This is a genomic window from Fervidicoccus fontis Kam940, from assembly GCF_000258425.1.
Classification (GTDB): Archaea; Thermoproteota; Thermoprotei_A; order Sulfolobales; family Fervidicoccaceae; genus Fervidicoccus; species Fervidicoccus fontis.
Genome location: NC_017461.1, coordinates 580,845 through 596,522 on the forward strand (window position 1 = coordinate 580,845; position 15,678 = coordinate 596,522).

Sequence of the window (15,678 nt, forward strand, 5' to 3'; positions counted from 1 at the left end):
TGAGCTGTTTAAATATAAAATTTTTTTATAAAAAATTTCTCTTACTGCAAAGCTTCCTCGAAGTACTTTCCCTCATTTTCCTCCTTCAAGCCAGAGAGAGAAAAGTATATTGTGAGAGAGAGAAATATTATGTGCCACAGCGCCCAGAAGAGGTTTACCGCTATAGCGCCCCTCTCAGTTGGGAGGCTTGAAGTCAAGAGCCAATACGAACCATTTACTACAGAAGCTATGAGGAGGATGAAGATTATTATGTGCGGTATTATGGCTTTAAAGCTCCTCATCCCCTTTCCCTTAGGGGTGACCTTGAACGGGATCTTCCTTCCAAGCAAAAATGAGATGAATGCCATGGTTATGCCGAAGAATGCTAAATATTCATTAGCCTGGTGAACCAAGAATCCCCTCACACCATAGCTTGTACCTCTGATGGAGAATGCAAATATGAGGAAGGTTATTATCATGTAAGGTATATAAGCCAAAATGTAGGCATATGGGTTCATCGCGATGAACCCCTGCTTGAATAAGAGGAAAACGACTGGGGCTATGAGCTCGAAGAGGGTGAGTATCCCCTCCTTCAACCAATAGAAGAACCCCGAGATGTAGTCGAAGAAAGCGATAAAGCTCAGGTCGCTCCTCAGTATCTTTCCAGTTATCTTGAAGTTCCCAAACGCCCACCTGTTCTGCTGCTGTATGTAGGAAGCCGCATCGAGGGGAGGCTCCCCGTACCAAATGAGCTGCTCATCATGATAAATAGACTTCCACCCCCTCCCATGCATTCTCACAGAGATCTCCGCGTCTTCAGTAATTGCGCTTTCATCAAAGTATCCCACATCCCTCACAGCATCAATCCTGAAAGTTGTGCCTGAGCCTAATGAGAATGCGGAAACGATGTTCCTCCCCTTCATTATTACTCTTAGGAAAGGCTCCTGCTGGAACTTCGCCCCATGCGCTATTTTTGACCGTGTTTCAGTGTACCTCTGGGGGATCTGGACGAATCCGACTTTTGGGTCTGAGAAGTATGGGATTATGTGGTCGAAATAATCGCTCCTCGGCCTCTGATCGGCGTCGAATATTGAGACGAGGTCGTACTTATCTCCATAAAGCTTTAATGCATTGTTTATAGCCCCAGCTTTGAAGCCCTTTCTATTTTCCCTATGAACGTAGGTTATCCCGTTCTTCTCGCAGAAATTTTTGAGCTCCTCGGCAATCTCCTTCTTAGTCGAGTCATCAAGAAGGAAGACTTCTCCCCTCCCTCTCAGTGCGGATTTCACGGAGAGAAGGGTCTCCTCAACTATCTTAGGATCCTCGTTATAAGATGTTACAAAGGCCGCGATCCTGAGATTTTTCACTTCTCCTACATGCTTTAAAGAATACTTTTTAGATCTTATATATGTGGAGGTGTAGTTCGCAGCCACGTAAGCCCCGACGACCATCGCGAGCCATATAAAGTATGTGAGCCAGGCTAGGTAAATTGAGGTCATTGTAAAGATTGTGAAGATGAGGGCGATTAAAAAGGGAGAAAGGAAGAAAAGGATATTCAAAGCCTTCATAAGGTCCACGGAACCCTGCTGTACTCTAAGATATACCTGATCTCTCCATCCTCAGCTCTAGCCTTAACAACGAGGTCGACGTGCCCCTCTACCGCCAGGCAATTAGCTTTTTGCGGATCGCATATTACAGCGATAGAGATGTTCTCAAAGTTGCTCATCAGTTGCGTTAATAGCTCGTTCCAAAATGTCTTTGAGAGCAGAGATCTGTCGCAACAGTCGCTTGACGGCTCTATGTCTTCGGATGGGAAGAAGAAAATTAAGCCCTTCTCGAAGCTCTGCTTCCTCATCTCCTCCGTTATCTCTCCAGCAAGCTTCTTGGCCAATCTTATCCCATCGTCGAGGCTCTTGAGCTTTGTCCTCTCAGAAAGGTATGAATATACAGATTTGAAAACCGTGATTCCAATGAATGGATATATGCTGAGGGATGTGAACAGAAATCCTTTCGAGTTCGAGTAGCTCTCCCTAAGGACCCTCGATGCAGCTCTTATTACTTCTTGAGCTCCATTATAATCCGCTTTTATTAAAGCTGAGGAGCTTGAGAACACGATCCTCTTTATAGGGTCGAGGGGAGAGGGGAATATGATCTCTCTCCCCCTCGGCTTCCTGATGAGGTAGTTCCCCAATTCCATAACCTGCGTGGGAACGCCTATCTTCTCGAAGTCAACCTGCTCAACTTGGTAGATAGGATAGTAGGGTATTGCAACTCCTATCTCGGATCCCATGGAGTCCATGAATTCGAGAAGCGTTGAGAGAAATTCGCTTTGGCTGATCCTTGAGAAGTCCACCTTGTTAAGAACAGCCGCATCGATCCTTTCACTTATATGCCCATTCTCCTTCAGCACTTTGAAGTACCTAATGGAACCTTCAATCGATGCCTTCGATGGATCGCTAATCATTATATAAGTGCTTTTCTCGCTGGAATGCTGATGAAAAGTAGCATATTCCCACCCCGTCACAACCTCCAGAGGAGTTGTCGCCGCCATTGTATCTACAATGACAATATCAAAGCTCCCATTTTCAAGTATCTTCCCGTAGGCTTCAGAGATCCTCTCCTTGTTTTTAATAAGGTCGTCCCTCTCATACTCTATAGGTATTCCGTCGCTGAATAACTTGAGAGCAGTTATGCTCCCCCTTCCAAATTGAACTTTTGCCAAAGCCTTCTCGTATCCTTCCCCCTTCTTGATGAGTTGTATCAATCCTAGCCCGCTCAGCCCCAAATACGATGAAGCCGTGCTTATAGCATCTCTATCGACGAGGAGGACCCTCTTCCCGATCATTGCGAAGTACTTTGAGAGCGAAAGGCTTATCGAAGATCCTCCAACCCCTCCCTTCGCCCTCAAGATATCGATTCTCATAATGATCACTTTCTGTCATGATCATATATTATGAAAATTTATATTTAAAAATTTATTAATTAATGAAAAAATGGTGGGTTTTCATTTAAGGAGGAAGAAAGCTTTGAATATGCCCTACCTCTCGATTAAAGCTATCTCATCCGCATGGAGGGGCGTGGAGATATTCATAATTGCATCCATCGCGCTATCTATATCTTTTCCCTTCGCATCTCTATACGACTCGATGAGCTCCATATTCTCCCTCTACCAAGCACAGCAGTACAGCTACCAGATGCCGTTTGGAGCAAAACTTGGAGAAGGGTATTACCTCTCTGTAATATGCTCAGGGGGAGGAAATGAGGGGATCTTGCTTCCCGATTACATGAGGGAGGAATTTCCAGTAAACTCTACGGTGGAAATAAATGGAGATGGGTACAGAGTTTTGGGATATACCGGCTCAAACTCCTCCCTCGCGGTCCTCTATTCGAGATCCTGCAACTCCTTCTCCCAGCAATTATCCCCCATGCAGGTTCTGCTAAACTCAGCTCTTAAGGAAGCATTTGGAATAAGCATTTTGTGGATCTCCTTCTCCCTTATCCTCTCATCACTGACAACAGCCCTCCTCATGCTTAAGAACAGAGAGAGGGCGGAGGGTGAAATTAAAGCCCTCATTTCTATGGGCATAAGGAGGAGGCACTTTCTCCTGTCCTCGATCCTCTATTCTCTGATCCTCTCACTTCTCTCCTCGTTCATGGCTCTTTCCATAGGAATATTTTCCATGAAGCTTGTAGCCTATGCTTCTTCATCACTCTTCAACCTCTCAATACTCCAGCCATATATAACGCTCGATCATGCGCTATCTCTCCTTTCTGTAAGCGCCCTCTCCGTCTTTGTTCCATCTTTCTCTATTTCATGGGCTGAGTTCAGAATGTGCATGAAAAATGCTACAGAACAGGGCGGTGGGGGAGAGTGAAGAGGCTGGTCTTAAAGAGCTTCGGAATGAGGGGCTTCGCTATTGAAGTGCTCTCCCTCTTCTTCATCCTGATTTTCTCATACTCTCTCATATCGATAACCTCATCAGTAGCTTATGCTCCATTCTACATAGCTGAAGCTGGAGGTGGAGGGGAGCTGTTGTACAGCTCTTCAAGCACACTTGTATATACAGGCTTAGTTCCCTCATCCCTCTACACTTATCTTTTAAACGTAACAGGAGGTCAAGGGATTAGCCCGGAGGTTTCTGTACCAATTCTGATAGATGGAAAAGCCGTTTTAGCTAGGGGGATAGAGGTGGGGAGATTCGTGAAGTGTACGGATTTGAAAGTAATAGAAGGAGGTCTGAATTTATCGAATGGAGGCGCACTAGTGGGAGAGAGGGTTGCAGAAGGCTTTAAATTGAAGGTCGGGGATCAATTCACAGCGCTGAGCGCGATGAGCAATAGGAGCTTGACGTTTTTCGTAGTGGGAATCATCTCCGGTAGTGCTGTCTCCGATGAGGTGCTGATAAGCATAGATGATGCGAGATACTTAAGGGGGATAAATGATGAAATGCTCTCCTACATAAGGGTTTGCTCGCAATCTCCTGAAGTTATGAACGCGATAGGAGAAATAGGGAACAGCTCTCAGGAGAGGGAGGGGATCTCCGTCCCCTCTTGGCTCCTTTCCCTGGCTTCAAGGTTCTCAGTATCATCGACGCTATCAGGCTACTCAACAAGGATCTCGAAAAATATAGAGGAGGCTGAGAGGGTCACTCTGATAGCATCTCTATCCGTATCAGTAGCTCTCTCATCGATCCTAGCCTTTTCTCTCTCAGGGGCTTCAATATCATCATCCTCGAGCGCAATAAAGGCTTTGAGGGATATGGGGATGAGAAAAAGGGATGTCCTAAAGAGCGTGGCGGTCGAGAAATCTATCGCTTTTTCATCATCTCTAATACTGTCGATCGCATCTTATTTGTTAATGGAGAAAATGGGCATAATTTATGCGTACGTGCTTGAACACAGGATCCCGCCATCTCTTTCATGGATCGATGCAATGATATACACAATTGCAGTATTCTCTATTTACATAGCGATCTCTCTAAGAAGAGCGGAGGTCATTTTAAATGAGATCTAGCGAAAAGCTATTGATAATAGCCTCGCTTTCATTCTTCTCCCTTCTCAGGCTCTTCCCTTACTTGAGGACTGGCGTTCCATATTCTATGGACTCACTCGGCTTGATAAGGAACGCCCTCGTTTTTTCATCACACTCCCCTATATCACTCTTCTCCGATCTGTTCGACGGATACAACAACTTCTGGCCAGGGGCCAGCATACTTGCATCTTCCCTCTCAATTGTAATCGGGGGAGAAATCGTCAAGGTCTCCTCCCTCCTCCCCGCATATGCTTTCTTCTCAACTGCCCTCTTGTTCTCCCTCCTGGGAATGGGCTTGAGGAGGGGGACTTCAATTGCGATAACATCAGCTATACTAGGGAGCACTACTGGAATACTTATGTTGCAGGGATCGCTCATAAAGGAGGGGTTCGCCTACCCGCTCTTCGGTCTATTTCTATACCTCCTCTTCAGAAGGGAGAGCTCCCTGAGAACTGGGATCCTATTAGTGCTGACATCTTTTTCCCTAGCATTTACGCATCATTTCACCACTTTAATAGCTGTTCTCATCGCTGTTTTCTTCCTGATCTCGGACCTCTTCAAGTCTATAAGCTTCGGGACTCCGAAAATAGGCTTCCACATCCTCTCTTCGCTTGAGATCATCCTTCCCTCATCGATCCAGTTCTTTCTCCTAGGGAGGTACAGCACCCTCTCTCTAGCGACTCCCTGGCTAGCCATTTCCCTATTCTCCTCTCTTTTCTTAACTGCATCTCTCTTCTCTCTCTCATCTCCATACATCGAGAGGAGGATGAGAGAGGTGAAGATCGCATCGCTCTTTTCAATTCTCATCCTCTCCATGGTCTCTCTCTCATTCTACAAAGCGTTTGGATTGGAGCAGTTGCCCCCGAGCACCTACTTGTTAGCTACAGCATTCGCGCTCCTCCTCTCCTCCGCGATTCTGACCGCAGAGGGAGGAGATCTCAACGATTTCTGGATCCCCTTCTTCTCCGTTCTCTCTTTGATGCTCTTCGCTCTTTCCGAGGACATCCCAATGAAGGTGGACATCCTTGAGAGATCTGCGACGTTCCTTATATTCCCACTCGCCACCATGCTCTCAATAAGGGGAAAGGGACTCAGGATCAGGAGAGCTTCGGCTCTCTCCTTCTCTCTGATAATGCTCTTAGTATACCTCCTCGTTCAGGCAGGAGTGTTTATATCTCCCGGATGGCACTGGATATATCATGAGGATGAGTTCGAGGCTGAGAGCTTCCTCCAGGATCACTACAGGATTGGAGAGAGCATAATGAGCGACATCAAGCAGGAGTATTTGCTCAGCTCATACGGCAACCTCAGCTCATCTCTTTGGAATGGGAGTATTGAAAGAGGCAACATTCTCTACTCAAGCTACATGGACAGGGAGGGGATGCTCCTGAACACGGGATATGTAATGGTTCTTGAAAAAATCTCCTTCTCCGCTCTCTGCCATATGAATAGCATAGTATACAGCAACAGAGAGGAGGTGCTTTTTGTTGGGTAGGGTGTTGAGGCTTAAAGAAATTGAAGCCTGGTACGGGGACAGGATCGTGCTGAACGGAGTCAGCTTGAGCGCTGATGAGGGGGAGCTCATGAGGATTAGGGGAAGGAGCGGATCTGGGAAGAGCACGCTGCTCAGGATAATGTCTCTGCTCCAGAAGCCAAATGTGGGTGAGGTTGAAGTTCTTGGGAAGAGCGCGTGGAGCATCAGCGAGGGCGAGAGGGAGGAGCTGAGGGGAAAGATCTCGTACATCCCTCAGTTCCTGGAGCTCATAGAGAACTTGACTGTGCTAGAGAACGTACAGCTCGCGCTTGAAGTTAGAGGAATAGAAAACGGAGAGGATAGAGCGAGGGAAGCTTTAGAAGTTCTAGGAATAAGAGGATTTGAAGAGAGGCTTCCGAGAGAGCTCTCAGGGGGACAGAGGCAGAGGGTCGCGATAGCTAGAGCTCTAGTTTCAAGCCCAAAGATTTTGATCGCGGATGAGCCTACGAGCTTTTTAGATGATATAGCTTCATCCTCATTCTACAGACTGCTCGAAGAGCTTTCCTCATCTTTTAAAATGGGAATAATCGTGTCAACAACTGAGCTGAATCTTCCCAAAAGAAGCGGGTGGAGGGAGATGATCCTGGAGAAGGGATCTCTGAGGGAGTTGTGAACTTTTTGAAGCTAAATAAGAAAACCTTTTATACTATTTCTTTTTATAAGATAAAAAAGGTGCATATTATCTATGTCCGCGCTCGAGGACGGAAAGGCGATAGAAAAAGCTAAGAGTCTTCTTTCAGAGATACTGCTGTCTGAGAGAATAACGGGCGCGGATGTAGAGAAGTACATAAGGAAGGCTATAAGGTACAATGTTTGGAGGCTCCTCCCCGATGAGAGGAGGATTTTCCTGATCCTCGCGAGGAGGAAGAGATCCTTCACTTCAAAGCTAATTTCTGAAGTCATTAGGTCTTCCCTTATAGAGATTGAATCGCTAACTTTAAGGGGGAAGGCCCTAATTCATGGAATTATCCTCAAGTTCAAGGAAATGATATTCGGGATAGGCAAGAAGGAAGTGGAGAGGGAGAAAGATATCATTTTGGCTTTGGGAATATCCCACCTGAATGCTCCATCTCTAGGATATGTCCCTGGGTAGAGAACGGGAATGTTCAATAAAGCTTAAATTCATACATTATGCTCTAGACAATTGGAGAGGAAAATGGTGATAAAGCTCCCTCACGAAGTTATGATGAAGTATGTTCTGAATAGAGTTGGAAGGGAAGATCCCCAGGTTATAATGGGTCCGAAAATAGGAGAGGACGCTTCTATAATCGATTTGGGAGATGGGAGGGTCCTAGTCTCCCACGTCGATCCAATAGTAGGCGCAATCGAATCGATAGGTTGGCTCTCTGTGAACATAGTAAGCAACGACATAGCGGTTAGGGGAGTTGAGCCGAGGTGGCTTCTCTCGGACATCCTCCTTCCCGAGAGTTCGAGCATTGATCTTCTGGACAGGATAACTTCCCAGATAGATGAAGCCGCAAAGGAAGTAGGAGTGATGATCGTAGGAGGGCACACAGTATTCGCTCCTAAGCTGACGAGGCCCATAGTATCTATGACGGCTATTGGAATAGGGGAGAGGGAAAAGATCGTAACGACCTCTGGTGCTAGAGAGGGAGATGAAATTGTTATGACGAAAACTGCAGGCATTGAGGGGACAGCGATTCTCGTCACGGACTTCAAGGATGTCCTTCTGAAGAAAGGTATAAAGGAAGAAGTTCTGGAAAGGGGAAGAGAATTCCTGAAGATGGTGAGCGTTGTCAAGGAAGCCCTAGCGCTCTCGAGGAGAGGATTAGCTAACTCGATGCACGATGCAACGAACGGAGGGGTTCTCGAGGGAGTAGCGGAGATGGCTTATGCCTCTAGGAAAACCATTGAGCTCTTCGAGGATAGAATCCCAGTTGCTGAGGAGACCGCTTCAATGTCAAAAGCCTTGGGAATAGATCCCCTAAAGCTCATAAGCTCGGGAGTCCTCATTGCTTCCGTACCTAGCGGAAGGGGGAGAGAGGCTGTTGAGCTCCTGAGATCAATTGGAATAAAAGGTTCTGTGGTAGGGAGAGTAAAGGAGTTCTCAGGAGATTATCTTCTGCTGCACAGAAAAAATGGAGGAATTGAGAGGATCGGGGATATATACATTGAGGACGAGCTCGATAATCTTTGGGAATCCTACAGAAAGGAGGTTTCGAAGAGCGATCTCTAGGAATGAATTCTAGGATTTTGGTTACAGGAGGAGCGGGCTTCATAGGAAGCCATCTCGTTGATAGGCTAATAGAGAGAGGAGAGGAAGTCTTAGTAATAGACGACCTGAGCAGCGGGAAGACAGAGAACTTAGAGAGATGGTTTGGGGAGAAGAAATTCAAGTTCATCAAAGCAGATCTCTCCGAGCCTGGAAAATGGATAGACGAGCTGAAAGGCATAGAGGCCGTTTTCCACTTCGCAGCGAACCCAGAGGTCAGGGTCAGCACAACAAACCCAGAAGTGCACTACAGAGCAAACGTACAAGCTACCTTCAACGTCCTGGAGGCTTCCAGAGCTAATGGAGCCGAGATCTTCATCTATGCTTCCTCTAGTACCGTTTATGGAGAAGCTAGGGTAATCCCAACTCCAGAGGATTATGAGCCCAAGGAGCCGATCTCGATCTATGGAGCTTCTAAGCTGATGGGAGAGGTGCTTGTATCAACATATTCTAGGATTTATGGAGTGAAGAGCGCGATGCTCAGGTTCGCGAATGTTGTTGGGAAGAGGAGCAACCACGGAGTGATATTTGACTTCATAGCGAAGCTGAAGAGGGATCCAGAGAGGCTCGAAATCCTTGGAGATGGAAAGCAGAGGAAAAGCTACATCTATATAGACGATGCTATTGAAGCTACACTGAAAGTTATGGAGCACATGGAAAGCTCGCAGGAAATGAGCGAGGCATTCAATGTGGGGTCCCTCGATGCAATCGGAGTCGACGATATCGCATACATAATCGAGGAGGAAATGGGCTTGGGGAAGGTGGAACACGTCTTCAAGAGCGCAACTCATGATGGGAGAGGTTGGATAGGAGACGTCAAGGTCATGCAGCTAGACGTTTCAAAGATAATGGGGAAAACCAATTGGAAGCCGAAGATGAATTCCAGGGAAGCTGTGAGGAAGGCTACGAAGGATCTTCTCGAGAGAATGGAGCTCTAGAGAGATGCTGGAATATATAGGACTAGGATTGGCCTTAATCCACTTCGGGACGCCCCTCTCCTATTATGTTTATATGAAGAAGAAGTATTTCGGAAAGCCCTGGGACATGAAGAGGGAGGAGGGCTTTAAGCCCAAGATCACTGTAATTGTTCCGACATACAACGAAGCGAAACTCATAGAGAAGAAGCTCGATGACATCTACGCCCAAGAGTATCCTAGAGATAGGCTGGAGGTTATCCTCATAGACTCCGCATCCTCCGATGGCACCTTGGAGATAGCTGAGAAGTGGAAGGAAGAGCATGGGGAAATAAACCTGAAGATAATTGGGGAAGATTCTAGAAGAGGGAAGGCTCATTCTCTCAATGAGGCTCTCAAGCACTCTACAGGAGAAATAGTCGTAATCACGGATGCAGATTCTTTCTGGGGAACGAGGGATTCTCTGGGAAGAGCTGCCGAGTGGTTCTCCGATCCTTCAGTTGGAGCGGTTTCATGCTTGAAGGATCCAGAGGGATCGGAAGCTCCAAGCATAGAACTGGGCTACAGGGGGTACTACAATGTCCTAAGGGTAGCCGAGAGCAAAGCCTACTCCACTCCAATATTCCATGGAGAGCTCGCATCCTTCAGAAAAGACCTTTTGGAGGAGGTTGGAGAGTTTCCAGTAGATATAGGCTCAGATGACAGCCACACGGCGACGAAAATAGCAGCAATGGGATACAGAGCCATAATACCTGAGGATGTTCTGTGTAAAGAATTGGTGCCCAAGAGAGGTTACAATTCCTGGAGGATAAGGAGGGCTCAGCACCTTGTGCAGCACTTCATGAAAGCGATGAAGCTAAAAGTGAAGGCTCCTAAGAATTTCGATAGAATATTGAAGGTGGAGGAATACCTTCACTTGATGAATCCATGGATACTCTTGGGTGGAGCAGTTCTGCTTTCAGCATCGGCCATAATGGGCTCTCTCATTTCCTTGATATTCTTAGCTTTAGGCATAGCTCTGCTCATGTACAAGCCATACAGGACTTGGATATCGATGCAACTTTACCTAGTAATTGCAGCAATTAAGAATCTCTGGAGCAGGGAAATTGTCTGGGAGAAGCAGGAAAAGTAGAATATCGAATGTTATAACAGAATGCTAAATGAGAATAGTTTCAATAAGACTAAGGTTTGTGTCGAAACGTATAGCTTCCCAATCGTCTCGTAAAGACTTTCAATCGCGTTTGAAGCTGAAGCAACTGTAAGAAAAACCAGAGGATATATGGATAATCCGCTTAGCACATGCCAATTATTATCTCGGTATTCTCATAAATTGACTAGTTTATAGTGTTATTATTGAGAATATTATTCGTGTCACCCAGCTATTATCCACATATAGGTGGTGTAGAGTACGTAGTCAAGAGCATAGCTGAAAGATTAGCTAGGATGGGTCATGACGTTATTATACTAGCGGGAAAGCCTGATTCTGAGAAACCTTATGAGGAGGTTGTTAATGAAGTCAACGTTATTAGATGGCCTGTCTGGAGCCCAAGCGGAGCGTATCATATACCTAAAATGCATAGCAAATTGGATAAACAGCTGAGAGATGTGCTCAATTATCTTGATGTCGTTCATGTTCACAGTGCACATAGCATTTTCTCCGTCTATACAGGTTTAGCCGTGAAAAAGCTAAAACCTGATATCAGACTAGTCTTTACTCCCCACTATCATGGGGGCGGTCATTCTTTTACTAGGAACGCTTTATGGTTTTTGTGGAGAAGGCGTATGTCTAAGCTTGTGGAGATATCAAGTATGGTTCACGCAGTCAGTAAACCTGAAGCTTCTAGAATACTAAATCATTACCCTAAGGCGAATGAAAAGCTGGTCGTGATACCAAACGGTATTGAAGAAGATGTATTGGAATATAAATGGATTGGGAAAGATAGCGATTATATGATTTATGCAGGGAGGATAGAAAAGTACAAAAATCTGGAGAAAGCGATAGAAGTGGCTAGGCAGCTGGGATTAAAACTCCTACTCATCGGCAATGGTCCCTATAAGAAGAGGCTCGAGGCTAAAGCAGAAAGAACTTACCCAAATGCGGTAGCTTTTAAAAATTTCTTACCAAGAGCCCAATATTTGGATTTACTTTCGAAAGCTAGATATGTCATAAACCCCAGTGAAAGAGAAGCTTTCAGTATATTCATAGCAGAAGCTCTAGCAATGGGAGTACCAGCTATTATTTCGAGAAATATAGCAGAAAACCTAGATGTTAACGGTAGTGAAATGGTTGAAGGTTTAGTCGTTGTGGAAAAAGGTTTAGTAGAAACATGGAACAACGTTTTAAGAAAATATCTAAGTATTTATTGATGGGTTTTTACGATGATACGTTCAGATAAAATTATTACGTTTATTACAACTTCGGGGAATTTCTTATTGTGTTATGGACATTGGGGCGATATACTTCACAATATTAGCTACCAGGGAAGAACTTAACTTAAGAGCAGTTATCGTTGGACCAGGTGACCAAAGGCTGTATAGGGAACTAGCCGATAAGCTCGGCATTAGCAATAAAGTCTTATTCACAGGATTCGTTGATGAAGATACTAAGATTGGGGCCATTGACGCATCAATAGCCCTAACCCTACCCAGTTTAAGTAACTATGTAGAAGCATATTCACTGGCAATAACGGAGGCATGGGCCAGGGAAAAACCAGTAATAGCCTCAGCTACAGGCGAAATACCATACAGGGTAAAGCACATGATTAATGGACTCGTGGTACCACCCAGAGACCCTAAAGCCCTAGCCGAAGCAATAAAAATACTTATTCAAGATAGGGGGCTAGGTGAAAAACTTGGTGAGATCGGAAAGAGCGGAGTGATTACTTGGAGCAATGTGGTGGATATGCTATTGAAAATATATGGTGAAGTATTTAATGCATCCAAGGGTTAAAGACTCTGTGGATCTGTTAAACATGTATGGGGGAAGGATAGATAGCATCATTGAACTTGGATTTGGTGATGGGTCAATTTTATCTGAAGTTGCTAAGCATGTTAGAGTTAGGGCATTGTATGGATGCGATATCAATTATGAGGCTCTTAATAAAGCCAGTGAAAAAGGGATAATTACCGTTAAGGCTGATCTCAATACTGATAAGCTTTCCTTTCCAGACAATTACTTTGACGCAGTCATAATGGAGGAGGTAATAGAGCACCTAGTTAATCCAGACAATGCATTAGAGGAAGCATACAGGATACTTAAGCCAGACGGTATATTCATATTGACAACACCTAACCTGGCCTGGTGGGTTAATAGGTTCATCCTCCTATTAGGGTCCAGCCTTATTGGAGCGAAGTGAGCACCAAGTACAATGTTGGTAAACTGCTCAGGAGCACTAATGAGCCGTTAAGCGGCCACTTAAGGCTATATACTCTCAGGGCGTTAAAAGAATTATTAAGACTACATGGATTCAATGTAGTGGGTGTAAAGGGTACATCATACCCTCACAATAGCTTACTTCACGTAATTGATAAGGTGGCATCAGCTATATCTCCAGGCCTAGCCGAAATATTAGCTATTGCGGCAAAACCTATGAAGTGACTGGTATGAAGATTGCATTAATACGCCGTGAATACATAACGCACATTGACGGTGTCAACAGGTTTATAGCCTGGCTTGGGGAGGCGTTCAGGAAGCTTGGCCATGATGTTGTAGTGATTAGCTGGGGCTTCTATAACGTTGATAGGGATGAATTAAGTAAGTGGATTAAGGATATACATGCATTAGATGAGGAGATAGAGGTAATGACACTAATGGATAAGCCAACACATGGGGATCCTTGGAGTAGAATAACATTCGACTGGTTAATTAAAGGAGCTAAGCTTCTCAAGAAAGAGGAGGTAGATATTGCTATAGTTAATGGTGTTATTCCTTTAAGCTCTAGACCAAAGATTGCGATTGCTCATGGACCTATTTCTATTTCAAAAATTCAACACATGGTAATCAAGGCACTTTATGCAACCTATGACATGGTAATCTGCGTTTCTAGCAAGAGTAGACAAGAGTATGCTAGTATAGTTAACTGTGAAGCTATAATACCATTACCAATGAAGCTAAGTCTCTATAATCCATTAGATTATCGGCAGCGGAGCAATACTATAGTACACATAGGCACTAGATCCGTGAAGAATCCTGAAATTAGCATAAAAACTATTGATATACTTAGAAGGAAGGGATATGACGTTAACTTAGCCGTAATAGGACCATATTCAAAGCAGGTAGAGGAACTAGCCAAGGGTGATAACTCCATTGAATTGCACTTTAATGCTGAGGAGAGGGAGAAGATGAGGATTTTATGCGGTGCTAAGGCACTAATATTACCATCAAGCAATGAAACATTCTCATTCACAGCCATGGAAGCCATGGCCTGTGGTACGCCTGTAGTGGTTTCAGATGCAGTACCTGAGGAGGTCGTTATAGATGGATACAATGGGGTGAGGGTGAGGAGCCTTAACCCTAAGGACTACGCCGCGGTACTTGAAAGATTGCTGGTCGATAAAGAGCTGTGGATTAGATTATCAACAAATGGCATTGAATTCGTTAAGCAATTTGACTACATCAACATAGCTAAGAGGTATATTGAAATCTCTGAAAGGCTAATTAAGGAAGGTTAAGAAATTGGTTATGAAGGCTTCCGTAATTGTACCGTCAACAAGCCTAGAGAGGCTAAGTGTTCTCCTTCGCAGCCTTACCTATCAATCTATTAAGCCTCATTATTTGTTAGTATAAAGGATTCATGACTAACATCCTTATAATTTCTGAAAAATGGTGGCCGGAGGGAGGTGGAGCTGAATTAGCAACATATCTTATAACTGATATGCTTTCAAGGCACTTTAAGGTAACTGTAATTACAGGTAGCAAGCTACATAAATCGCTAAATGGCGTAAGAATGTTCAATACACCATTACTCATATCACACAGCAAACACGAACTTTGGATCAAGACTACGTTACTAGCAAACGAATCATGGTTTAAAAAACTAATTAAGAATACGGATATTGTTTACATACCAGGTTTCTCTTTCCCAGTAATATCATTGGCAAAAAGAATGGGTAAAAAAGTTATTGTACATTTACATGGTTATATACCTGTAAGTTATACGTCATTAATTCCGGCACCATATGAAGAGAATAAAAACAGTATTTGGAAATTCAATATTTGGCTAGAGCATAGAAGAGGTCTGGTTAACCTATTATTAGCGGGATTATCATCGTATATAATGCCTAGAATAGCTCGAACCTGGTTAGAACAAGCAGATAAAGTATTATGTGTTTCCAACAGGCACGCAAAGATAATAAGTGAGTTAGCACCAAAGCTAAAGAATAAGATAGCAGTCATCTATAATCCGCCGCCAAAAGATTCACTGATGATTAACACTAATGAGATAAGTAAGGAACATAAGCCAACAATTGCGTACAATATCTCAGATATAATTAAGGGATATCATATATTTCTCAAGGTACTTTTAAGATCGTCAGATAACACAAGATTCATAACCTTCGGCTCTACCATTCCTGCAAATATAAAAAATAAGGAAAAAAACATCCTTCACTATCCGAGAAGACTTTCTCATGAGGAAGTTATTAAAATTTACATGAGGAGCTGGGCCGCATTATCTCTCTCGATCGTGGAAGAGACCTTTGGTTACGCTGTTCTTGACGCAGGATTAGCAACAGCAATACCCATAGCGTTTAAAGTTGGTGGCATAAGTGAGATTATTGAAGGAACTCATGCTGAATCCTTTTCCGTGAAACCATATGATATCTCCAGCTTACTGGATAAGATCGAGTATATCTCGTCCATGTCTCCTCACCAAGTCATGGATATTGGTATCAAGATAAGGAGTGAACTTCTTAGAAAATTTGATGAGAAGAAAATAGAGAGTTCTTTAATCGAGATATTTAATACGATCCTATCAGAATAGTAGTT

The 15,678-nt window shown here is 44.2% G+C and carries 16 protein-coding genes; 14 read left to right on the forward strand and 2 right to left on the reverse strand.

Annotation, left to right across the window (positions count from 1 at the left end; all coding sequences use genetic code 11):
- Nucleotides 1-41: 41 nt before the first annotated feature.
- Nucleotides 42-1,547, reverse strand: coding sequence for a glycosyltransferase family 2 protein (locus FFONT_RS03050; protein WP_014557758.1), 1,506 nt, complete (start codon nucleotides 1,545-1,547; stop codon nucleotides 42-44).
- On the reverse strand, nucleotides 1,544-2,902 hold the full coding sequence (locus FFONT_RS03055) for a ParA family protein (protein ID WP_014557759.1): 1,359 nt from the start codon (nucleotides 2,900-2,902) through the stop codon (nucleotides 1,544-1,546). Before FFONT_RS03055 ends, FFONT_RS03050 begins: the two co-directional genes overlap by 4 nt.
- A gap of 109 nt (nucleotides 2,903-3,011) precedes the next feature.
- Here FFONT_RS03055 and FFONT_RS03060 point away from each other — a divergent pair, with 109 nt between their 5' ends.
- From FFONT_RS03060 to FFONT_RS03125, 14 genes are all read left to right on the forward strand, one after another.
- Entirely contained in the window at nucleotides 3,012-3,854 is an 843-nt protein-coding gene (locus FFONT_RS03060) for an FtsX-like permease family protein (RefSeq protein ID WP_341871631.1), read from the forward strand.
- Entirely contained in the window at nucleotides 3,851-4,993 is a 1,143-nt protein-coding gene (locus FFONT_RS03065) for an ABC transporter permease family protein (protein ID WP_014557762.1), read from the forward strand. Before FFONT_RS03060 ends, FFONT_RS03065 begins: the two co-directional genes overlap by 4 nt.
- On the forward strand, nucleotides 4,983-6,506 hold the full coding sequence (locus FFONT_RS03070; protein WP_014557763.1) for a hypothetical protein: 1,524 nt from the start codon (nucleotides 4,983-4,985) through the stop codon (nucleotides 6,504-6,506). Before FFONT_RS03065 ends, FFONT_RS03070 begins: the two co-directional genes overlap by 11 nt.
- A gap of 1 nt (nucleotide 6,507) precedes the next feature.
- The gene (locus tag FFONT_RS03075; RefSeq protein ID WP_014557764.1) at nucleotides 6,508-7,158 is read left to right on the forward strand and encodes an ABC transporter ATP-binding protein; all 651 of its coding nucleotides are present in this window, start codon (nucleotides 6,508-6,510) and stop codon (nucleotides 7,156-7,158) included.
- Nucleotides 7,159-7,230: 72 nt separating this feature from the next.
- Nucleotides 7,231-7,638, forward strand: coding sequence for a hypothetical protein (locus FFONT_RS03080; RefSeq protein WP_014557765.1), 408 nt, complete (start codon nucleotides 7,231-7,233; stop codon nucleotides 7,636-7,638).
- Nucleotides 7,639-7,701: 63 nt separating this feature from the next.
- Nucleotides 7,702-8,742 carry an AIR synthase family protein gene (locus FFONT_RS03085; protein WP_014557766.1) on the forward strand — a complete coding sequence of 347 codons (1,041 nt, stop codon included), beginning with the start codon at nucleotides 7,702-7,704 and terminating at the stop codon, nucleotides 8,740-8,742.
- Nucleotides 8,743-8,744: 2 nt separating this feature from the next.
- Nucleotides 8,745-9,716: an NAD-dependent epimerase/dehydratase family protein gene (locus FFONT_RS03090; RefSeq protein WP_014557767.1), complete on the forward strand. Its 972-nt coding sequence runs from the start codon at nucleotides 8,745-8,747 to the stop codon at nucleotides 9,714-9,716.
- 4 nt (nucleotides 9,717-9,720) lie between these two features.
- Nucleotides 9,721-10,824: a glycosyltransferase gene (locus FFONT_RS03095; protein ID WP_014557768.1), complete on the forward strand. Its 1,104-nt coding sequence runs from the start codon at nucleotides 9,721-9,723 to the stop codon at nucleotides 10,822-10,824.
- A 221-nt stretch (nucleotides 10,825-11,045) separates the two neighbouring features.
- Complete coding sequence (locus FFONT_RS03100; protein WP_148683580.1) at nucleotides 11,046-12,059, forward strand: glycosyltransferase family 4 protein; 1,014 nt, start codon at nucleotides 11,046-11,048, stop codon at nucleotides 12,057-12,059.
- 73 nt (nucleotides 12,060-12,132) lie between these two features.
- The gene (locus FFONT_RS03105) at nucleotides 12,133-12,642 is read left to right on the forward strand and encodes a glycosyltransferase family 4 protein (protein ID WP_014557770.1); all 510 of its coding nucleotides are present in this window, start codon (nucleotides 12,133-12,135) and stop codon (nucleotides 12,640-12,642) included.
- Nucleotides 12,626-13,048, forward strand: a complete 423-nt coding sequence (locus tag FFONT_RS03110) for a class I SAM-dependent methyltransferase (RefSeq protein ID WP_158308295.1) — start codon at nucleotides 12,626-12,628, stop codon at nucleotides 13,046-13,048. Before FFONT_RS03105 ends, FFONT_RS03110 begins: the two co-directional genes overlap by 17 nt.
- The gene (locus FFONT_RS03115; RefSeq protein ID WP_148683582.1) at nucleotides 13,045-13,290 is read left to right on the forward strand and encodes a hypothetical protein; all 246 of its coding nucleotides are present in this window, start codon (nucleotides 13,045-13,047) and stop codon (nucleotides 13,288-13,290) included. Before FFONT_RS03110 ends, FFONT_RS03115 begins: the two co-directional genes overlap by 4 nt.
- A 5-nt stretch (nucleotides 13,291-13,295) precedes the next feature.
- Nucleotides 13,296-14,363 (forward strand): glycosyltransferase family 4 protein, encoded by a 1,068-nt coding sequence (locus FFONT_RS03120; protein ID WP_014557773.1) that lies wholly within the window; start codon nucleotides 13,296-13,298, stop codon nucleotides 14,361-14,363.
- Nucleotides 14,364-14,485: 122 nt separating this feature from the next.
- Nucleotides 14,486-15,673: a glycosyltransferase family 4 protein gene (locus FFONT_RS03125; protein WP_014557774.1), complete on the forward strand. Its 1,188-nt coding sequence runs from the start codon at nucleotides 14,486-14,488 to the stop codon at nucleotides 15,671-15,673.
- Nucleotides 15,674-15,678 lie beyond the last annotated feature (5 nt).